At 66.1% G+C, this 20463-nt stretch carries 19 protein-coding genes; 5 read left to right on the top strand and 14 right to left on the bottom strand.

Translation table 11 applies throughout. From position 1 onward, the window contains the following. Positions 1 to 541 precede the first annotated feature (541 nt). Positions 542 to 1114 carry a Spy/CpxP family protein refolding chaperone gene (locus CLU87_RS20720; RefSeq protein WP_056742512.1) on the bottom strand — a complete coding sequence of 191 codons (573 nt, stop codon included), beginning with the start codon at positions 1112 to 1114 and terminating at the stop codon, positions 542 to 544. Between the two features lie 334 nt (positions 1115 to 1448). On the opposite strand from CLU87_RS20720, the gene CLU87_RS20715 reads away from it, so the two are divergent. Then, positions 1449 to 2519 (top strand): recombination-associated protein RdgC, encoded by a 1071-nt coding sequence (locus CLU87_RS20715; protein WP_099731650.1) that lies wholly within the window; start codon positions 1449 to 1451, stop codon positions 2517 to 2519. Positions 2520 to 2549: 30 nt separating this feature from the next. Here the strand turns inward: CLU87_RS20715 and CLU87_RS20710 are convergent, their stop codons facing one another. The 10 genes from CLU87_RS20710 to CLU87_RS20665 all read right to left on the bottom strand — a co-directional run bounded on the left by CLU87_RS20710 (position 2550) and on the right by CLU87_RS20665 (position 12362). Next, the gene (locus tag CLU87_RS20710) at positions 2550 to 3308 is read right to left on the bottom strand and encodes a gamma-glutamylcyclotransferase (RefSeq protein ID WP_099731649.1); all 759 of its coding nucleotides are present in this window, start codon (positions 3306 to 3308) and stop codon (positions 2550 to 2552) included. Positions 3309 to 3348: 40 nt separating this feature from the next. Further along, complete coding sequence (locus tag CLU87_RS20705; protein ID WP_099731648.1) at positions 3349 to 4122, bottom strand: pirin family protein; 774 nt, start codon at positions 4120 to 4122, stop codon at positions 3349 to 3351. A 232-nt stretch (positions 4123 to 4354) separates the two neighbouring features. Next, positions 4355 to 4762: a hypothetical protein gene (locus tag CLU87_RS20700; RefSeq protein WP_056056921.1), complete on the bottom strand. Its 408-nt coding sequence runs from the start codon at positions 4760 to 4762 to the stop codon at positions 4355 to 4357. Between the two features lie 86 nt (positions 4763 to 4848). Continuing rightward, the gene (locus tag CLU87_RS20695) at positions 4849 to 5682 is read right to left on the bottom strand and encodes an enoyl-CoA hydratase/isomerase family protein (protein ID WP_233193832.1); all 834 of its coding nucleotides are present in this window, start codon (positions 5680 to 5682) and stop codon (positions 4849 to 4851) included. A gap of 86 nt (positions 5683 to 5768) precedes the next feature. Continuing rightward, complete coding sequence (locus tag CLU87_RS20690) at positions 5769 to 7571, bottom strand: long-chain fatty acid--CoA ligase (RefSeq protein ID WP_099731647.1); 1803 nt, start codon at positions 7569 to 7571, stop codon at positions 5769 to 5771. After that, a complete protein-coding gene (locus tag CLU87_RS20685) occupies positions 7568 to 8386 on the bottom strand; it encodes an ABC transporter ATP-binding protein (protein ID WP_099731646.1) in 819 nt (272 codons plus the stop codon). The genes CLU87_RS20690 and CLU87_RS20685 overlap by 4 nt, the downstream gene beginning before the upstream one ends. Before the next feature lie 13 nt (positions 8387 to 8399). Then, positions 8400 to 9578 carry an ABC transporter substrate-binding protein gene (locus tag CLU87_RS20680; RefSeq protein ID WP_099731645.1) on the bottom strand — a complete coding sequence of 393 codons (1179 nt, stop codon included), beginning with the start codon at positions 9576 to 9578 and terminating at the stop codon, positions 8400 to 8402. A gap of 17 nt (positions 9579 to 9595) precedes the next feature. After that, positions 9596 to 10633: a branched-chain amino acid ABC transporter permease gene (locus CLU87_RS20675; RefSeq protein WP_015011893.1), complete on the bottom strand. Its 1038-nt coding sequence runs from the start codon at positions 10631 to 10633 to the stop codon at positions 9596 to 9598. Continuing rightward, complete coding sequence (locus tag CLU87_RS20670; protein WP_056056932.1) at positions 10633 to 11523, bottom strand: branched-chain amino acid ABC transporter permease; 891 nt, start codon at positions 11521 to 11523, stop codon at positions 10633 to 10635. The genes CLU87_RS20675 and CLU87_RS20670 overlap by 1 nt, the downstream gene beginning before the upstream one ends. Continuing rightward, the gene (locus CLU87_RS20665) at positions 11520 to 12362 is read right to left on the bottom strand and encodes an ABC transporter ATP-binding protein (RefSeq protein WP_099731644.1); all 843 of its coding nucleotides are present in this window, start codon (positions 12360 to 12362) and stop codon (positions 11520 to 11522) included. The genes CLU87_RS20670 and CLU87_RS20665 overlap by 4 nt, the downstream gene beginning before the upstream one ends. Positions 12363 to 12517: 155 nt before the next feature. On the opposite strand from CLU87_RS20665, the gene CLU87_RS20660 reads away from it, so the two are divergent. Continuing rightward, entirely contained in the window at positions 12518 to 13375 is an 858-nt protein-coding gene (locus CLU87_RS20660; protein WP_233193831.1) for a TetR/AcrR family transcriptional regulator, read from the top strand. A 64-nt stretch (positions 13376 to 13439) separates the two neighbouring features. Here CLU87_RS20660 and cueR read toward each other — a convergent pair whose 3' ends face one another. Together cueR and CLU87_RS20650 are read right to left on the bottom strand one after the other, a co-directional pair. Beyond that, positions 13440 to 13958 (bottom strand): Cu(I)-responsive transcriptional regulator, encoded by a 519-nt coding sequence (gene cueR / locus CLU87_RS20655; protein WP_233193830.1) that lies wholly within the window; start codon positions 13956 to 13958, stop codon positions 13440 to 13442. A 36-nt stretch (positions 13959 to 13994) separates the two neighbouring features. Continuing rightward, positions 13995 to 14201 (bottom strand): heavy-metal-associated domain-containing protein, encoded by a 207-nt coding sequence (locus tag CLU87_RS20650; RefSeq protein ID WP_056742486.1) that lies wholly within the window; start codon positions 14199 to 14201, stop codon positions 13995 to 13997. Between the two features lie 167 nt (positions 14202 to 14368). Between CLU87_RS20650 and CLU87_RS20645 the strand changes: the two genes are divergently transcribed. The 3 genes from CLU87_RS20645 to CLU87_RS20635 all read left to right on the top strand — a co-directional run bounded on the left by CLU87_RS20645 (position 14369) and on the right by CLU87_RS20635 (position 19158). Further along, positions 14369 to 16630, top strand: coding sequence for a cation-translocating P-type ATPase (locus tag CLU87_RS20645; protein WP_099731643.1), 2262 nt, complete (start codon positions 14369 to 14371; stop codon positions 16628 to 16630). A 118-nt stretch (positions 16631 to 16748) separates the two neighbouring features. Further along, a complete protein-coding gene (locus CLU87_RS20640) occupies positions 16749 to 18416 on the top strand; it encodes a methyl-accepting chemotaxis protein (RefSeq protein WP_099731642.1) in 1668 nt (555 codons plus the stop codon). 154 nt (positions 18417 to 18570) lie between these two features. Continuing rightward, positions 18571 to 19158: a hemerythrin domain-containing protein gene (locus CLU87_RS20635; protein WP_099731641.1), complete on the top strand. Its 588-nt coding sequence runs from the start codon at positions 18571 to 18573 to the stop codon at positions 19156 to 19158. Between the two features lie 104 nt (positions 19159 to 19262). Here CLU87_RS20635 and CLU87_RS20630 read toward each other — a convergent pair whose 3' ends face one another. Further along, positions 19263 to 20366, bottom strand: coding sequence for an alkene reductase (locus CLU87_RS20630; RefSeq protein WP_099731640.1), 1104 nt, complete (start codon positions 20364 to 20366; stop codon positions 19263 to 19265). Between the last annotated feature and the right edge of the window lie 97 nt (positions 20367 to 20463).

The raw sequence follows: 20463 nt of genomic DNA, 5'->3' as shown, positions 1-20463 counted from the left end.
TACCAGGCCGCAAAGCCGTTTCGTGCAGTCAACGACCGCCTGTGGGTTCCCAAGAGGACCTGAGTGATCCGCAGGGCAGGCTGAGCTGTCGTCACCACGGCCTGGTGGTGATGTCCGTGCAGACAGGCCCCCACAAGCAGAACCGCACGTCGCAGGCGTGTGATGGGTACCCCGGAGTTGGAGTTCTGGTTATTCTTTAATAGCTTTATATATAAATAGCAGTAGTAGTAGAGAACGCCTGTTTGTGTGGACAAGCGTCTTTTCTTCAATGCTGGCGCGTACTTGCGTCGCTGCAAAGTGTGTGGGGCGGCTCGCACAAAGTGCGGGGCTCACCGACAACAACTTTCGGGTGTCGGATTTTTGTGTGGATAACTGCCCGGTTGTGCCAGAACTGTGCCCAGAGTTATCCACAGCTGCGTCGCATGCTGCCATTCGCTGCTCCCCATGGGCTGGCCACCACAACAAAAAAACCCGGCGTTCTGTGAAGAACGCCGGGTTGGCGGGTGTGCGCCTTAGCGCCTGTCAGCCTGGCCGGGGGGCCTTATTTGGCCGGAGCGGGGGCCGGACGGCCTTCGCCCCCGCGCATGCCGCCGTGGTGGTCGCCGTGCCCGTGGCGGCCCTCGCCACCCCGCATGCCACCCATGGGGTGGCCCCGGTGGGCCTGGGCGTCAAAGGTCTTTTGCTGCTCGGGCGTCAGCGTCGCATAGAAGGCCTTGGTGGCCTCGCCACGGCGGTCGGCTTCGGCAGCGTGCTGAGCGCGCAGGGCCCGCATGCGGTCGATGCGTTCCGGCGTGGTCAGCTTGTCCATGTCCTGGCGGTCCAGGCGGGCGGGGCGTTCGCCGGGTTGCATGGCGGTGGTGAAGGTGGTCCAGGCGGATTCCTGTGCAGGCGTCAGCTTGAGCTGGGCCTTGAGGTCTGCCAGCCGCTTGGCATGGCGCTGGGCCATGTCGCCATGGTGGCGTTCATGGCGGCCTTCGGCGGCCTTGGCGGGGGCTGTGGGGGATGCCGCAGGCGCAGCTGGGGGCTGCTGGGCCAGCACAGGCAACGCCATGGCGGCGAGCAGGGCGGTGGCGGCAATGCGGTGAGAGATGTGGTGGGAGAAACGGGATGCCATGGTGGGAGTCCTTTCGCGGTGGTGAGCTCGCTGCAACGACCGTTTCAGCGATTGGAGTCCAGTGTCTGCCGCCCACGTATCGCCACGGTGCGCGTTGGGTGAGGCTGTGTAAAGTTGCAGCGAACGCTTGCAAAGTGGCCTCCGAGATAATTTTGAGCAAATAGTCGGCGATGCGCCAGTGGCATATGCCTTGTTTGCTATTGATTGTGTAGCGTTTTTAGTCCCTCAAGGGATGCCTGTGCCCTAGCGGCCCGGCGCCTGGGTGGCGACCGCCGACAATGGCGGGTTCCGTGTCCGTGTCGTTGTCCGCAGCGACCCCAACCAAAGGTTTTCCGTGTTCAAGAACATGATCGTGTACCGCATTGCTCCGCAATGGCAGGTCGAGCTGACGCAAGTAGAGGACGCCCTGGCCAAGGCCCCGTTCCAGGAATGTGGCGCCACGCAAGAGAAGTCGCTGGGCTGGGTGCCCCCCCGGGGTGAACTACATGGCCCCTTGGTCGAATCGGTGGGCGGGCAGTGGATCCTGCGTTTCATGGTCGAGACCAAGGTGTTGCCCGGCAGCGTGCTGGCGCGCAAGGTCAAGGAAAAGGCCGAACGCATCGAAAAGGAAACCGGCCGCAAGCCCGGCAAGAAGGAGAGCAAGGAGCTGAAAGACGAGGCCAAGCTGGACCTGCTGCCCATGGCCTTCACCAAGCAGGGCTCGATGTGGATCTGGATCGATACAGCCTCGCGCCTGCTGGTGCTGGACACGTCAGCCCAAGGCCGTGCCGATGAAGTGGTGACCTTGCTGGTCGAATCGCTGCCGGGTCTGTCGGTGTCGCTGCTCGACACCCAGACCAGCCCTCAGGCCGCCATGGCCCACTGGCTCAAGGAGCAGGAGCCACCCGTGGGCTTCACGGTGGACCGCGAGTGCGAACTCAAAAGCGCCAACGAGGAAAAAGCCGTGGTGCGCTACGCCCGCCACCCATTGGACATCGAGGAGGTGCAGGCCCACATCGACGCCGGCAAGCTGCCCACCAAGCTCGCCCTCACCTGGGACGACCGCGTGAGCTTCATGCTCACCGAAGGCCTGCAGATCAAGAAGGTGTCGTTCCTGGACACGGTGTTTGAAGGCACCAAGGCGGACGAGGGCGGGTTTGACACTGACGTGGCGATTGCCACGGGCGAGCTGGTCAAGCTGATTCCCGACCTGATCGAGGCGCTGGGGGGGGAGTCGGAGAGTGGGGTGGCGGGTGCGGCGCAGGCAGTGGCGAGTGACAGGGCTGAAACTGCTCCGGCAGCATCACGGTCATCCATGCCAGCAGCAGCACCCTCTGCCCCGGCACGCAAAGTGGCTGGGGGTGGGGTGGTGACCGGTCCTCGGGAAGTGCCCGTCGATACCGACCCGGAGTCGGCCCCGTTTTGAGATCGTGGCCCCAGCGGGGCCATGGCGGCTTCAGCGGTCGCTGCTATAGGCGGCGGCGTTCACCAACGCCGCCAGCTCACGCACATAGGCGTCTTCAATGCCCAGCACCCCACACTGCTGCACCAGCTGCTCCAGGTAGTCCCGGTTGCTACCTATGCGTCCGCAGGCGGTGGCAATGGTCGCGGCCGTGGCCTGCAGCGACAGATCGGCCCGGTAATGGGTATGGGCCGTGTTGGCGACCAGCACCAGCGCCTGCACCTCGCCCTGGGGCGTTGGCAGGGGCAGCAGTTGCGGGCAGTAGGCGCCGGTGATCATCTCGCGCCGCCACAGCATGCGGGACTCGTCCTCCACCAGCGGCGCCGGGATACGGAATGCCAGGCCCTCGCAGCCCTGTGGGTCTTCGTCGCCCGTGCGCTGCAAGGTCAGCACCAGGCCCGGGCAATCAGGGGTGCCCCGGCCGATGGTGGTGCTCAGGGCAAAGCGGCGTGCGAAGCCGGGCAGGCAGGCGCGGCGCACTTCGCCAAAGTGAAAGCCCGGGTTCCACATCAGCGAGCCATAGGCAAACACCCACAGATCCTGCTGCTGGGCGGTGATGGTGGCAAGCACCTCGCGGCGGGATTGCTCGACCTTGTGGTCTGGCAGGCGCCAGTGGGCGGGCAGGCCCTGGCAGCGCGCCTGGGCGTCCCATTCGGCCAGCACTTCGTCGGTAAGGCGCAGGCCCGAGGCATGGGCGGGGGTCAGCCGGCCTTGCAGTTCGGGCAGGTGGAGGAAGGCGTTGTCGGGGGTCATGGGGGGCAGTTCCGTGCGCTGGGGTGGGGCGTCAGTTGTCTTAGCGCCGCGCCAGGTCAAACACCAGCACCTCGGCGTTGTGGCCGTCATGCAGGGTCAGCGTGGTTTCGCCGTCGAGCAAGGCGCCATCGCCACCAGACAGTGCGATACCGTTGACCTGCAGCGCGCCCCGCGCCACGTGCACATAGGCCAGGCGTTCAGGGTTCAGCGCTTGGGTGGCAGTTTCGCTGCCGTCCAGCAGGCCTGCCCAAATGGAGGCATCGGCGTTCATGGTCACCGAGCCGTCCTCTCCCCGGCGCGAGGCAATGCGCACCAGGCGGCCCCGGCGGTCTGCGGGCGGGAAGTGTTTTTGCGCGTAGCTGGGGCGTATGCCGGTGAACAGGGGCTTGATCCAGATCTGCAGGAAATGGGTGGGCTGGTCGGGCAGCGCATTGAATTCGCTGTGGCGCACGCCCCAGCCTGCGCTCATGCGCTGTACGTGGCCCGGGTGCAGGATGCCAGTGGGGGCCTCTGCCGGATCAGCCCCTGGTGCCCACGAGGCCGCCGGGCCGCCAGGTTGTTGGCCGGTGCGTTCGTGCAGGTTGTCCTGGTGGGCCAGGGCGCCGTCGAGCACATAGCTCACGATCTCCATGTCGCGGTGCCCATGCGTGCCAAAGCCTTTGCCGGGCGCCACCGTGTCATCGTTGAGCACCAGCAGGTTGCCATGGCCCTGGTGGCGCAGGTCGAAGTAGTCGCCAAACGAAAAGCTGTGGGCGCTGTGCAGCCAGCCGGTGGAGGACCGGCCCCGTTCGGAGGAGGGGCGGACGGTGATCATGGCTTTGTTGCGGGGGTATCCGGCCCGATGTTGCACCACAGGGGCAAGAGAGTGCGTGGAGCCGCGTAGGTTGTCGTCGCCATGGCCTCACTCTAAGGGCCGATGGGTTCGCCATCAATGGCTGGTGGCTCAACTCACTGTTCCGCGATTCAGTCCAATGCTGTGGGTTCAGGCGTTCACCCAGCCCCGCGCCTGGCACAAGGGCGCACGGTGCGGAAGGTCGAACCGTCGATCAGGCCAGCAGCAGGGCTGCCAGCATCAAAGCGGTACCGACCGCCACCAGCGTCCATGAGGACTGCTGCTTCACAAACACAAAGCTGCTGGGGTCGTTGGGCATGTAGGCGATTTCGACCGGGCGATGGGCCTTGAATTCGGCCAGGATCTCTTCCGGGAAACTGTGTTTCACCACCATCTGCTGGCCGCTGTCGGTCTTGTAGTGGAACTCGGCGGTGTAGGTGGAAGAACCGCTTTTCTTGAACTCCGTGTACTGCGTGATGGGCTCGACCACGGCGTGTTTGCCGAGCTTGAGCGTTCTGGAAAGCTCGGACCGCTCCTGCATTCCAAAAGCAACGAACACGACGCCGGCGAGGACGCCCGCGATTTTGAACAGCAGCTTGCCTTGTTGGCGTGATGGCTTCATACCCTCTCTCCCTCCGTTTTGGCGGGAGTGTAAGGGCTCTGCTTGAAGATAAGAAAGAGGCTGCCGGCGATGCAGTTGCGCTTGCGTTACCGCCCCACAAACTGCGGGCTCTGGCGCTGGTGAAACGCCTCCACCCCCGCGCGGAAGTCTTCGGTGCCCGCGCAGTGCACAAAGGCGCCCTTTTCAGCGGCCAGTTGCTCTGGCAGCGTGTGCTCCATCGACGCGCGCATCAGGCGCTTCATCGCACCGTAGGCCAGTGTGGGGCCGCTGGCCAGGCGCTGGGCGAGGGCGGTGGTGGCACTGTCCAGCTCGGCGCCGGGCACCACGCGGTTGACGAGGCCCAGGCGCAGCGCATTGTCCGCGGTGAAGGCCTCGCCCAGTAACGCAATCTCCAGCGCTTGGCGCACGCCCACGATGCGCGGCAGCGCCCACGATGCACCCACGTCGCAGCTGGTGCCGAGGTTGATGTACGCCAGGTTGAAGCGCGTGCCTTCGGCAGCGATCACGTAGTCGGCCATCAGCACCAGGCTCAAGCCCGCACCGGCGGCCGCGCCGTGCACCTGCGCGATGACCGGCGCGTTCATCTGTGCCAGCAACTGCAGGGCGGCATTGAGCGGCGTGAGGATGTCGATGGCGCCCTGCACCGGGTCGGCGCGCAGCGTGGCCAGGTCGCCCCCAGCCATGAAGCCACGGCCGTTGCCACGCAGCACCACGGCCCGCACACCGGGGTCGGCAGCGATGGACTGCACGGCGGCGAGGAAGGCATTGGCCATGGGCACGTCGATGGCGTTGAGTGCCTCGGGCCGGTTGAAGCGCAGCGTGGCGACGGCGCCCTGGCGCTCCAGCAGCAGGGGCGGCTGTGGGGCGGGCGCGGACGGTGCGGTAGCGGCTGCTGCAGGGTCTGTGGCGGTATTTTTCATGTCAAATCCGCTTCAAGCGCTTGTGGATATTGCGCTATCAGCTCCTGTTTTGATAGTAATTGGGTTCCAATGCGCCGAGCCCTGGGCTATTGGTACAGCGCCTCGATCTCGGCCGCATAGGTCTTGTAGATGCTTGCGCGGCGCACCTTCATCGTCGCGGTCACCTCGCCGTCGTCGTGGTCCAGCTCCTTGGTCAGCAGGTGGAACTTGCGGATTTGCGAGACCTGCGCGAGGCGCTGGTTGCCCTGGTTGATTTCGGCGTCGATGAGGACACGCACCTCGGGGTGCTCCACCAGCGAGCGAAAGTGCGTGAACGGAATGCGCCGCGCCTCGGCCCACTTGCCCACGGTCTCGTAGTCGATCATCACCAGTGCGCCGACAAACTTGCGCGCCTCGGCCACGATGATGCATTCCTTGATGAAGGGGCTGCCCTTCATCGTGTTCTCGATCTCGGACGGGGTGAGGTTCTTGCCACCGGCCGTGATCATGATGTCCTTGAGTCGGTCCACGATCTGGATCTGGCCTTGCGATTCACGTACCACGTCGCCCGTGTGCAGCCAGCCATCCACGATGCTGCTGGCCGTGGCCTCGGGGTTCTTGTAGTAGCCCGCAAACACCATGTCGCCTCGCAATTGCAGCTCGCCGTTGTCCGCAATGCGGTGCTCCACGCCCAGCGTGGGCACGCCGACGGTGCCCACCACCACGTGACCGAGCCGGTGGCCTGTGACCATGCCGGTGGATTCGGTCAGGCCATACACCTCGATGAGCGGCACGCCCAGCACGCGGAAGAAGCGCACCACATCGGGCGGAATGGGCGCGGCGCCGGTGAGCGCCACATGGGCATTGCGCAGGCCGATGAAGTTCTGCAGCGCGCGGAACACCAGCCAGTAGCTCGCGGCATAAGTGAGCTTGTCGCCAGCGCTCCAGTTGCTGTGCGGCTTCTCGGCCAGCGGTTTGCAGGCGTTGTAGGCCTTGTGGAACAGCGCGCGGCGCAGGCCACCGGTCTCTTGCAGCTTGATGTGGATGGCGGCGTGCAGCTTTTCCCAGATGCGCGGCACGCCCAGGAACATGGTGGGTGCGACCTCGCGCAGGTCTTCCTGCACCGTGCGGATGGACTCGCCAAAGTTCACCTGCGAGCCGATGTACACCGGCACAAAGCTGGTCAGCATCTGCTCGGCCACATGGCACAGCGGCAGATACGACAGGTGCGTGGTCTCGCGCGACAGCTCCAGCCGGTCCACGATGCCCGGCACCACGCCCCGGATGTTGCGGTACGAAATCATCGCGCCCTTGGGCTTGCCGGTGGAGCCCGAGGTGTAGATCATCAGGCCCACATCGTCGAGCCGCTGGCGTGCGAGGGCTTCGTCGATGATGGCTTGTTGGCCCGACGCTGCGCCCAGCTGTTCCACCTCGTCAAACGTGGTGATGAACTGCCGCACCTCGGGCGCAAAGCTGCGCAGGCCCTTGGTCTCCATGACCACGATCTTTTTCAGGCGCGGAAGCTCGGGCAGTGCGGCCAGCAGCTTGTCGGTTTGCTCCTGGTCTTCGCAGACCATGATCTCGATGTCGGCATGGCCCACCACATAGGCCACTTCGTTGGTGGGACTGGTGGGGTACACGCCCACCGTCACCGCACCCACCAGGCCCGCGCCCATCTGCGCCAGCACCCATTCAATGCGGTTCTCGGCGATCACGCCCACATGTCCGCCCGCAGGCAGGCCCAGCGCCTTGAGGCCCAGGCCGAAGTGGCTGGCGCGCTGGTGGTATTGCGCCCAGGTAAAAGGCTTCCAGATGCCGAAGTCCTTTTGCCGGATGGCGATGCGCTGCGCGTCGGTGCGTGCGCGCTCGCGCAGCATCTGGGGCAGAGTGAGGTCGGGGAGTGTGCTCATGACAGCCAGCGTTTGCGACGCTTGTAGTGCTTGATGTCCTTGAAGCTTTTCGCCTCGCCACCGCCACCCATGCCGAGGTAGAACTCGCGCACGTCCGGGTCATTGGCCAGGCGCTCTGCCGTGCCGTCGATCACGATCTTGCCGTTCTCCATGATGTAGCCCCGGTGCGCCACGGCCAGCGCCACGGTGGCGTTCTGCTCCACCAGCAGCATGCTGGTGCCGCGCTCGGCGTTGATGCGCGCGATGATGGTGAAGATGTCTTCGACCAGCTTGGGGCTGAGGCCCAGCGAGGGCTCATCGAGCAAGATGAGCTGGGGCTGCGCGATGAGCGCGCGGCCAATCGCCAGCATCTGCTGCTCGCCGCCTGACAGGTACCCGGCCAGGCCCTTGCGCCGCTCATGCAGACGCGGAAAGTAGCTGTAGACCAGGTCGAAATCCGGCGTCGCATCCTTGCGCCCTGTGAGCGCATATGTCGCCGCCACCAGGTTCTCTTCGACCGTGAGGTCTTCAAACACGCGGCGGCCTTCCATCACATGGCTCAGACCGTTGCGCACCAGCTGCTGCGGGGCCGCGGCGGCCGTGGGCTGGCCATTGAAGTGGATGCTGCCGCTTTCGACCACACCATCCTCCAGCGCCAGCAGGCCCGAGATGGCCTTGAGCGTGGTGCTCTTGCCCGCCCCGTTGCTGCCCAGCAGCGCCACGATCTGCCCGCGCGGCACAGCCAGCGACAGGCCGCGCAGGGCCTGCACCACCTTGTTGTAGATGACCTCGATGTTGTTGACTTCGAGGACGTGGGCCGGGGTTGGCTGGGTCATGGCGCAGGCAGTGTCAGAGTTTGATCCAGTCCGATGCCGCGACCATTTTTTGCGCCTTCATGTCGGCGCGGTACACACGGCCCACGGGGATCGAATTCCCGCTGATGGTGATCGGCACGCCGATCAGCCCGCCCGTGTCGAAGTCCTTGATGGAGTTGAGCGCGGCCTTCAGGTTGGGGCCTGTGAGGGGCTTGCCCACATCCAGCGTGCGCTTGGCTGCCTCGGTGAACAGCATCGCGGCCAGGAAGCCCTGGATGTAGGCCGTGCTCTGGTACTCGGGCCGCAGGGCGCGGATCTTCTCCAGCATGGGCGCCTTTTCAGTGTCGTAGTAGTAGCGATACGGCATCACACCCATGAAGCCGTCGGCGGCTTCACCCATCTTCATGACGGTGGAGCTGTCCATAGTCCAGAAGGTGCCCATCCACTTGCTGGTCATGCCCTGCTGCTTGCCCTGGGTGATGAACTCGGGGATGGGCGCGAGGATGTAGCCGTGAAAGATGGTGTAGTCGGGAGCCGCGCGGCGCAGCTTGATAACCTCGGTGGACACATCCACGCTGCCGGCGGGCGTCATGATCTTGATGGGCACCGACAGGCCCAGCTGCTTGGCCATGGCTTCGCTGGACTCGATGGGGTCGCGGCCGAATTCCGAATCGGAGTACACGAAGGCCACCTTGGCACCGGGCTTTTCCTTGGCGATGTGCTTGAGCAGGATGCCGAACATCTCGGTGTAGTCGGGGCCCACGAGGAACTGGTTGGGGTACTTCTTGGGGTCGTTGAGTTCGGTGGCAAACGACGCGCCCGCCATCAGGATATTGCCGTTGCGGTCCAGCTCGGGGTTGATGGTTTTGGAGAAGCCTGTGGAGTCGCCGTAGTACAGGTTGACCTTGTTCTGGCTGGTGATCTTCTTGAACGCAGCCACCGACACATCGACCTTGTAGCCGGTGTCCTCGGGCACGTACTTGACCTTGCGGCCCTTGATGCCGCCCGCGTCATTGAGCATCTTCACGTAGTCGCCCATGCCCGCGTTGATGCCCACGCCCGCAAACGCGAACACGCCGGTGAGCGGGATGGAGCCGCCGATCACGATCTCGTCAGCGCCTTGGGCCAGCACCGACAGCGGGCTGGTGAGGGCGGCGGCGCCGGCAGCTGCCAGCAGGGTGCGGCGGCGTGGGGAGGTGGGGGTGGGCTGCATGCGTGTCTCCTTGGGGGTTAGTTTCTGAAAGGCCAGAGATGGAAGAAACGACGGACGCGCCGCCACACTTCGGCCAGGCCATGGGGCTCGAAGACGAGAAAACCGATGATGAGCAGGCCAAAGATGACCGTGCGCACGGGCGAGAGGAACACCGTGAGTTCGCTGCCGCCAGGCATCAGGTCCACCACGAGCTTGAGCAGCTCGGGCACCATGGTCATGAACACCGCGCCCAGAATGCCGCCCAGGATGGAGCCCATGCCACCGACGATGATGGCCGCGAGGAAGAAGATGGACATGAGCAGAGGAAAGCTCTCGGGCGTGACCACGCGAAAGAAATACGCCCACAGGCCCCCGGCCACGCCTGCATAGAACGACGACAGCCCAAACGACAGCAGCTTGTAGCGCAGCAGCGGTATGCCCAGCACCTCGGCCGAGATGTCGCGGTCGCGAATCGCGATGAAGGCACGGCCCACGCGCGTGCGAAACAGGTTGGCCGCACCCAGCAGCATGAGGAGGGTGACTGGCACGATGAGCCAGTACAGCCGGAACGAGGTGTCGAGCGCCATGCCGAACAGCTTGGCGGGCGGCACGCTCAGGCCACCGGTGCCGCCGGTGAACTTCCAGTTGGCAAAGATGAAGTGCGCGATGAACGATGCGGCAATGGTGGCAATCGCCAGGTACAGCCCTTTCACGCGCAGCGAAGGAATGCCCACCACGATGCCGCCCAGCATGGCGACAAAGCCACCTGCCAGCAGGTTGAGCACAAAGGGCGTGCCCACCTTGGTTTCCAGCACGGCCACCGTGTAAGCCCCCAGGCCCATGAAGGCCGCCTGCCCCAGGCTGACGAGGCCCGTGTAGCCTGTGAGGATGTTGAGCCCCGTGGCACTGGCCACATTGATGCTGACCAGGCAGGCCAGGTAGAGCCAGTAGTCGCTGGCCATGAAGGGGAAAAGCACCAGCAGCGCAGCGCCCACGGCCAGCCACACTTTTTGCGTGCGCGAGTCGAACAGCGCCGCGTCGGCGATGTAGGTTTCCTTGAGGGTTCCGATGCGCATCAGAGTCTCTCTATCTCATGGGTGCCGAACAGGCCGTACGGCCGCACCAGCAGCACCGCCACCAGCACGATGAAGGTGGCCAGCAGCTTGTATTCGCCACCCAGGTAGGCCCCGGCCAGCGCCTCGATCAGGCCGATGAGGATGCCGCCGACGAGCGCGCCCAGCACGCTGTCGAGCCCGCCCACGATGACCACCACCAGCACCGACAGTCCGAATACGCCCATGCTGGACGAGATGCCGCCAATCGAGCCAACGATGATCCCGGAGATGGCAGCCAGCATGGCCGAGGCCACCCAGGCCAGCGAGAACACGCGCGGCACGTTGATGCCCACCGAATACGCGGCGGCCTGGTCGCTGGCCGTGGCGCGCAGGGCCACGCCGCCGCGCCAGAAGCGGAACACCACCAGCACTGCCGCGATGAACACGATGGCGATCACGGCGCCCCAGAACACCTTGGGTGCGAGGAAGGCATCCCCCACCATGATGGGCTGCGTGGGCATGAAGTCGGGCAGGCGGCGCTGGTCGGCGGTCCAGATCATCTCGACCAGGCCCACGAGCACCGAGGCCAGGCCCACGGTGACCATGAAGACCGAGATCGGCGGCTCGCCCAGCAGCGGGCGGATCATGGTGCGCTCGATCACCGCGCCCAGCAGGCCCGTGCCCAGCACGGCGGCGGGGATGGCCAGCCACAGCGGCAGCGCAAACATCGATGCAAAGGTGAAGAACAGGTAGGCCCCCACCATCAGCAGCTCGCCAATGGCAATGTTGACCACGCGCGTGGCCTTGTAGACCATGACGAAAGCCAGTGCGGCCAGTGCGTAGAGCCCGCCACCGGCGATGCCGGTGAGGCTGATCTCAAACAGGTAGGCCCAGTCGAAGTTGCCGGTCATGCGGTGGTCACCCCCTGCAGCTTGGCACGCAGGTCGCCCACGTCGCCTGCGCCCAGGTAGGCGCGGATGACCTCGGGGTCCGCCTGCACCTGTGCGGGCGTGCCCTGCGCGATGACCTGGCCGAAGTTGAGCACCACCACGTGGTCCGACAGGTCCATCACCATGCCCATGTCGTGCTCCACCATCAGCACCGTCACGCCCCACTCCTCGCGCACGTCGAGGATGAAGCGCGCCATGTCTTCGGTCTCTTCGCGGTTCATGCCGGCCACGGGTTCGTCCAGCATCAGGATCTGCGGCTGCATGGCGAGGGCCCGGGCCATCTCTACGCGCTTTTGCAGGCCGTAGGGCAGGGCCGAGACGGGTGCGTGGCGGATGTGGTCGATTTCGAGGAAGTCGATGATGCGCTCCTCGATGTCGCGGCGCAGTTCGGCCTCTTCGCGGCGCGCGCGGCCGAAGTACAGCAGCGCGTCGAGCACGTTGGTTTTGAGGTGCGCGTGGCGGCCGAGCTTGATGTTGTCCAGCACCGTCATGCCGCGAAACAGCGCGATGTTCTGAAAGCTGCGGCCCAGGCCCAGCTTGGCGCGCTGCGGCGCGGGCACGCGGGTGATGTCCTGCCCCTGAAAGCGGATCGAGCCCTGGCTGGGCCGGTAAAAGCCCGAAATGGTGTTGAACAGCGAGGTCTTGCCCGCACCGTTGGGGCCAATGACGGCGGTGATGGAGCCGGGCTGCACGTCAAAGCCTACGCCGGTCAGCGCCTTCACGCCACCGAACGCCAGGGTCACGCCCTGCACCTGCAGCAGGGCCGTGGCAGCAGTGGGGCCGGAAGGGGTTGTCTCCATTGGCTTTCTAATACGGGTTGACTGCAGCTTTTGACAGAAATTTCGATGGAACCCAGTGCAAATTTCCTACTTGTGCGTAAACTGTTTACTCGCAAGTAGATTCTGGAAGCCGCGACCCTCATCAGCATCCGTACTTTCCCGAGGAACTGCCATCCATGCCCCACGCCAAAGTGGCACCCCGCCGCCGCAGCGCCACCGCCACCGCCGCAGCCCCGTCTTCGCCACCCGCAGCCAAGCGAGCCACGCCGGTCAAAGCGGCCAAGCAGGCCAAGGCCACGCCCGCCCAGGCCGCAGCCGCTTCTCCCTGGCCCCCGGTGTCGCACCGCGAGCGCCAGCGCGAGGCCAAGCGCAATGCCGTGCTTCAGGCGGCGGCCCAGCTGTTCAACGAACGCGGCTTTCACGCCACCTCGCTCGACGACATCGCCGCGCGCCTGAACGTGACCAAGCCCACGCTGTATTACTACGTGAAAAACAAGGACGAGATCCTGCTGCAGTGCGTGAGCAAGGGGCTCACGATGATGCTGGAGGGGATTGACGCCTCGCGCGCTGCGGGTGGCAAGGCCATTGACCAGCTCATGACCTGCATGCAGGTGTATGCGCGCATCGTCACCATGGACTTCGGCATGTGCCTGATCCGCGTGGGCGACGAGCAGCTGCCCCCCGAGAGCCGTAAGGAGCTGCGCCGCCTCAAGTCCGCCATCGACCAGGAATTTCGCCGCCTCGTGGCCGAGGGTGTGGCTGAAGGATCGCTGCAGCCCTGCGACCCGAAGATGACGGCGTTTGTGATTGCCGGCGCCCTGAGCTGGATCGGCCGCTGGTATCAGCCCGATGGCGAATACACGCCCGAGCAGGTGGCGCGGCAGTGCATTGCGACGCTGTGTGATGGGGTGCTGCGGCGGCCTGCGCAGGCCCCTGTTTCAGCCGCGGACACGGGTGCCGCGCCAGCGTCCGCACCCCGCCGCAAAACGGCAGTTGGCAAGGTCAAGGCTCCAGCGCGCTTGGGTGGTGCCTGACGGGCCTTCCCATACAGATTTCAAAGAAAACCGCTCCAAGCGCTAGTGGAACATGCGCAAGTAGCTATTGATTTGGTAGCGTCTTGCGCGGAATCCTGGGCGTGTGGTGTTCTGCCTGCCCCGCTGCCAGATCGTCCAGGATGGGGCAGTCCGGCCGGTCGTTGCCTTGGCAGCAGGACACCAGCGTTTGCAGGCTGCGCTGCATGGCCTGCATCTGGGCGATGCGTTCGCTCAGGTCGTCAATATGCTGCTGCGCGATGCGTTTGACCTGGCTGCTGGCGCGGCTGCGGTCGTGCCACAGGCCCAGCAGCTCGGCGATTTCTTCCATCGAAAAGCCGAGGTCGCGGCTGCGGCGGATGAAGTGCAAGGCGTGCACGTCGGCCTCGGTGTACTGGCGGTAGCCGCTGTCGGTGCGCGCCACGCCGTTGATAAGGCCCAGCGATTCGTAGTGCCGCACCATGCGCGCCGAGATGCCTGCGCGCTTGGCAGCGACGCCGATGGGCACGGGCCAGGCGATGGGGCGGGGTGCTGTGGCCTTGGCGCGCGTGGTCGGCGCGGCATCGGGGGAATGGGGCGTGGTCATGGTGTGGCCCTCGCTGGGTGCGTGGTGGCGTGGCGCTCAGGCCGCGACGGTGTAGCCTTCTTCGGCAATGGCGGCGGCCAGGGCCTCGCGGGGGGCGGTGCTGTCCACGTCCACCTTGCCGCTGGCGCGGTCGATGCGCACCTGGGCGTTGGGATCTACCTGCTGCACGGCCTGGGTGACGGCGCGTTCGCAGTGGCCGCAGGTCATGCCCTGCACTTGGAAAGTCGTGGTGGTGGTTGCCATGGGGTGTCCTTGTTGGGTTTGGAAATGTGGCCGTGGATGCGACCGAAGCGAATGTTGAAGCTTGACATCGTGGCAGAGTCAAACACCGTTCAAGACACTCATGATGTGAGGGTTGATCAATATCAATGCTTGACCTTGCCATCACGTCAAGGATCAGCATCCCGGCCATGAACACCATCACCACCCCTTCCAACACCGCGCCCGGGTCTGTGCACTCGCTGGACCTGGGCATTTCTGGCATGACCTGCGCAAGCTGCGTGGGCCGTGTGGAGCGCGCGCTGCGCAAGGTGCCGGGCGTGCAGGAGGCCTCGGTCAATCTGGCGACCGAGTCTGCGCGCATTGCCTTTGTCACGCAGGTGGGCGCTGATGCTGCGGCCATGGAGGCGGTGCTGCGCCGCGCGGTGCGCAATGCGGGCTACGAGCCGCGTGCGGCGGGGCAGGAGGACGTGCCTGAGGACTTGTCGCCCTGGGCCGGCTTTTTACCCGTGGGCATTGGCCTGCTGCTGTCGGCGCCGCTGGTGTTGCCCATGATCGGTGACCTGTTCGGCCAGCACTGGATGCTGCCCGCCTGGGTGCAGTTTGTGCTGGCCACGCCGGTGCAGTTCATCCTGGGGGCGCGGTTTTACAAGGCGGGCTGGCATGCGGCCAAGGCGCTGAGCGGCAACATGGACTTGCTGGTGGCGCTGGGCACCAGCGCGGGTTGGGGCCTGTCGATGTGGCTGTGGCTCACTGCGCCCACGGACCACCCGGGGCATGTGCCGCATCTGTACTTTGAGGCCTCGGCCGTGGTGGTCACGCTGGTGCTGCTGGGCAAGTGGCTGGAGGCGCGCGCCAAGCGCCAGACCACGGCGGCCATCCGCGCGCTGCATGCGCTGCGGCCCGATGTGGTGCATTTGCTCACCAAGCAGGGCGAGGTGGATGTGCCGGTGTCGGAAGTGCTGGTGGGCGACCAGCTGGTGGTGCGGCCGGGCGAGCGCATCCCTGTGGACGGCACGGTGCACGAGGGCCACACGCAGGTGGATGAATCCATGTTGACGGGCGAGCCGTTGCCCGTGGCGCGCGATGTGGGCGCGGCGCTGACGGGTGGCTCGATCAACGGCGATGGTCGCATCGTGATGGCGGTGACGGCCGTGGGCGCCGAGACGGTGCTGGCCCAGATCATCCGGCTGGTGGAAGACGCGCAGGCGGCCAAGGCGCCCATCCAGCGGCTGGTGGACCAGGTGTCGGCCATCTTCGTGCCGGTGGTGCTGGTGGTGGCGCTGGTGACCCTGGCGGGCTGGCTGGCCATGGGTGCGGGGCTGGAGGCGGCGCTGATCCACGCCGTGGCCGTGATGGTGATTGCCTGCCCCTGTGCGCTGGGGCTGGCCACGCCCGCGGCCATCATGGCGGGCACGGGCGTTGCGGCCAAACACGGCATCCTGATCAAGGACGTGCAGGCGCTGGAGCTGGCGCACAAGGTGGACACGGTGGCCTTTGACAAGACCGGCACGCTGACCGTGGGCCGGCCCCGGCTCACGGCGTTTGAGGTGGCGCCGGGCCTGGATGACAGCGCGGTGATGGCGGCGGTGGCCGCTGTGCAAAGCGGTAGCGAACACCCCCTGGCGCGCGCGGTGGTGGCGGCTGCGGGCGAGCGGCAGATCCACGTGGCCACCGCGCAGGACGTGCGCGCCGTGCCCGGGCGCGGCACCGAGGGCGAGGTGGACGGCCAGAGCTACCTGGTGGGCAGCCTGCGCTGGATGCAGGAGCTGGGGGTGGGCCTGGGCCCGTTGTCAGACCGCGCAGAGGCGTTGCAGCGCGAAGGCGCCACGGTGTCCGCCGTGGCCCAGCGTGTGACGGAGGGATTGGCATTGCGCGCGGTGATGGCCTTTGGCGACGAGCCCAAGCCAGGCGCGCGCGAAGCTTTGGCGGCGCTCAAGGCGCGCGGCGTTCGCACCGTGATGGTGTCGGGCGACAACCGGGGCGCGGCCGAGGCCATGGCCCGGCGCCTGGGGCTGGACCCGGCCGCGGGCGAGGTGATGGCCGAGGTGTTGCCGGGCGACAAGGCGGCCAAGGTGGCTGCGTTGCAACAGGGCACCGATGGCAAGCACCATCATGTGGCGATGGTGGGCGACGGCGTTAACGATGCCCCCGCGCTGGCGGCGGCCGATGTGGGCATGGCCATGGGCAACGGGACTGATGTGGCCATGCACGCAGCGGGCATCACGCTGATGCGCGGCGACCCGATGCTGGTGGCGGCGGCGCTGGACATTTCGCACCGCACGGTGATGAAGATCCGCCAGAACCTGTTCTGGGCGTTTGCATACAACGTGGCGGGCATTCCGCTGGCGGCGCTGGGTTACCTGAACCCGGTGGTGGCGGGCGCGGCCATGGCGCTGAGTTCGGTCAGCGTGATGGCGAATGCCCTTCTACTCAAGCGGTGGCGCATGTGATAAATACGTACAGCACGGTCATCGATGTCTGGCAAACTGCAACGATTTGTTGCGAATCCGTCGCCTCGGGGGAGGTGCGGCGACCGCATTGGCATAGCTATATCAAGGACGACAGATCATGAATCTCTTCTCGCTCATGCGGCAGTTCACCATACGTTTGCGCATGCTGGGTGCCATTGGCGTGGTGCTGGGGCTGCTGGGGCTGCTGGGGGGCGCGGGCATGCTGGGCATGTTCCGCATCCACAACATGAGCCAGGACTTCATGGACCACTCGTTCGCCGAGGTGGGTTACATGGCCGAGCTGCGGGGCGAAATGGGTGCCATCCGCCAGTTCGAGAAGGACATGATCATTGGCTACGAGAAGCCCGAAGCCGTGAAGGCCGCACATGCCAAGTGGGTGGAGAGCCAGGACAAGGCCAAGAAGATTGCCAACAAGTTCCTGGAAGGCGAGGAGGACTCTGACAACCCGGTGGTGCGCAACATCGTCAAGCGCCTGGACAGCTACCGCGAGTTGTTTGCGCACGTGGCGCGCCAGCTGGAGGCGGGTGGCTATGACACCGCCACCATTGCCAACCGCATGAGCGGCAAGGCCGTGGCGGAGTTTGCCGAGGCCGACAAGCTGATGGCCGAGCTGGACTCGGTGCTGCGCGCGGAGGTGGCCAAGTCGGTGGCGCAGCAAAGCGAAGTGTCCAACCAGACCAAGTGGCTGTTTGTGCTGGCGGTGCTGATCACCGTGGTGGTGGTGGTGCCCACCACGCTGATGAACATGAACTCCATTTGCAAGCCGCTGGAAGACGCACGCAAGATGGCCCAGGCGATTGCGGGCGGCGACCTGTCGCAGCACATTGCTGCCGAGGGCAAGGACGAAGTGGCCGATTTGCAGCGCGCGCTGCGCGACATGCAGCAGGGCCTGAGTGCGCTGGTGGCGCAGGTGCGCGATGCCAGCGGCAACATCGCCACGGCCAGCCAGGAGATCGCCACGGGCAACCAGGACCTGTCGCAGCGCACCGAGCAGACGGCCAGCAACGCGCAGGAGGCCGTGTCCTCGCTGTCGCAGCTCACGTCCACGGTGCAGCAGACGGCATCGTCGTCGCAGATGGCGAACCAGCTGGCCGCGTCGGCCTCGCAGATGGCGACACAGGGTGGTGGCGTGGTGCAGCAGGCCGTGGCCAGCATGCACGAGATTTCGACATCGAGCCGCAAGATCGGCGACATCATCGGCCTGATCGACTCCATTGCCTTCCAGACCAACATCCTGGCGCTGAACGCTGCGGTGGAAGCCGCCCGTGCGGGCGAGCAGGGCCGGGGCTTTGCCGTGGTGGCCAGCGAGGTGCGCAGCCTGGCGCAGCGCAGCGCAGCGGCGGCCAGCGATATCAAGGGCCTGATCCAGAGCAGCGTGACGGCCGTGGACGGCGGCGTGCGCCATGTGGAAGAAGCCGGCACGGCCATGAAGGACATCGTGAGCAGCGTGCAGCGCGTGGGCGACATCATTGGCGAGATCACGGCGGCTGCGTCCGAGCAGTCGGCCGGCATTGGCCAGGTGAACAGTTCGGTGGGCGAGATCGACCGCATGACGCAGCAGAACGCGGCGCTGGTGGAGGAATCCGCCGCAGCCGCCGAGTCGCTGCGCGAGCAGGCCGCGCGCCTGTCGCACGTGGTGCAGCAGTTCCGCCTAGCCGAATCGGCCGCCGGCTACGGCCACGGCGGTGCAGTGGCCGCACCCTATGCAGGGCAGCAAACCCAGGCGCTGGCAACAGGCGCCGCGCAGGCGCGCCTGACGCACTGACCGCACCAGGCCTATTCTTCCGATGAGCCCCGCAGGCCTGGTCTGCGGGGCTTTTTTGTGGGCAGAGCTGCCCGGCGGTTTATTGACCTGCGTCATGGGCGCACCCGTGCGCGCGTGGCACCCTTGGGGCCTTGTTGAACCTGGGGAGTGCGCCATGCCGTCGATCAGTCTGCGAACCATTCGCGAAGAGCATGCGTCGCTCGCGGCGGTGCTGCACTCGCTGCGCCTGATGCTGGACCAGGGCCCGGGCGACGAGCCCGCCGCGTTCTTTGACGTGATGCGGGCCATGCTGTTCTACATCGACGAGTTTCCCGAGCGCCAGCACCACCCCAAGGAGTCGCAGTGGCTGTTCCCCAGGGTGGCCGAGCGCTCACCCCAGGCGGCCGAGGCCATCGCCCAGCTGGAGCGGGACCACGAGGGCGGCGAGGCCGCGGTGCGCGAACTGCAGCACCTGCTGCTGGGCTGGGAGCTGATGGGCGACGCGCGCCGCGAGGCGTTTGCGCTGGCGCTGGAGCGCTACATCCGCTTTTACCTGGAGCACATGCGCCTGGAAGAAACCGTGGTGCTGCCCGCCGCCCAGGAGACCCTGCAGCCGGGCGACTGGACCGCCATCGACGCGGCCTTTGCCAGCAACACCAACCCGCTGGTCCCGGGCAAGCCGCGCGACGCGGCCTATGACCGGCTCTTCACCCGCATCGTCATGCGGGCGCCCAGTCCGATCGGGCTCGGCTCACCCTCCTGAGCGACTGCGCCGTTTGGTGCTGACTGCGGCAGGCGACTGCTGGCTCGTGCAGCGCCAGCTGCAACCGGTGCGGCCCCATGGGGCCGTTCCGGCGCGGTGCAGACTCAGGCGCTGAGCGCCGGGTAGTCCGTGTACCCCTCGGCCCCGCCGCCGTACAGCGTGGCGCGGTTCACCTCGTTGAGCGGCGCGTTGGCTTTCAGGCGCGCCACCAGGTCGGGGTTGGCGATGAAGGGGCGGCCAAAGGCCACGATGTCGGCGCCCTTGGCCAGGGCGGCATCGGCCAGTTCGCGGGTGTAGGCGTTGTTGACCATCCACGCACCCTTGCCGCCCGCTGCACGGTAGGCGGCCTTGAGCGCGGCGTAGTCGAAGGGGCGGCCTTCCACCTCGCGCGGGCCGCCGGTGGCGCCTTCGATGACGTGGATGTAGGCCAGGCCCAGCGGGCCCAGGTGGCGCACCACGTGGTCGAACAGCGGCTGCGGATCGGCGTCCACGATGTCGTTGGCGGGGGTGACAGGCGACAGGCGGATGCCGGTGCGGCCGCCGCCGATTTCCTCGACGATGGCGCGGGTCACTTCCAGCAGCAGGCGCGCGCGGTTGGCGATGCTGCCGCCGTAGTCGTCGGTGCGCTGGTTGGCACCGGTCTTCAGGAACTGGTCGATCAGATAGCCGTTGGCCGCGTGGATTTCCACACCGTCAAAACCCGACGCAATGGCGTTGCGCGCGGCGTGGCGGTAGTCCTGCACGATGCCGGGGATCTCTTCGGCATCGAGTGCGCGGGGCATCGAGGTGGGCGTGAAGGTGGGTACGCCGTCTTTGATGAGCACGGTCTTGGTGTTGGCCTGCACGGCTGAGGGTGCGACGGGTGCGGCGTTGCCCGGCTGCAGGTCGGTGTGCGAGACACGGCCCACGTGCCACAGCTGCACCACGATCTTGCCGCCGGCGTCGTGCACGGCGCGGGTCACCTTCTTCCAGCCGTCGAGCTGCTCGGTGCCGTACAGGCCGGGCACATCGGCATAGCCCTGGGCTTGCGGGCTGATGGCTGTGGCCTCGGAAATGATGAGACCGGCACTGGCGCGCTGCGCGTAGTAGGTGGCGACCAGGTCGGTGGGGATGGCCTCGGGCGAGCGGTTGCGCGTGAGCGGCGCCATGGCAATGCGGTTGGCCAGCTGAAGGTCGCCTGCGCGGGTGGGTTCAAACAATGAGGTCATGGTGAGGGTGTCCTGAGGGCTGTGTGCAAGAAAAGCAGCCTTCCAGCTTAATGCTGCAGCGCAAAACGTGCAGCACACTTGCGTCAACAGGGGCACA

Source organism: Acidovorax sp. 59 (assembly GCF_002754175.1).
GTDB lineage: Bacteria > Pseudomonadota > Gammaproteobacteria > Burkholderiales > Burkholderiaceae_C > Acidovorax > Acidovorax delafieldii.
The sequence above is the reverse complement of the archived record's forward strand: the minus strand, read 5'-3'. Positions and strand labels throughout refer to the sequence as shown.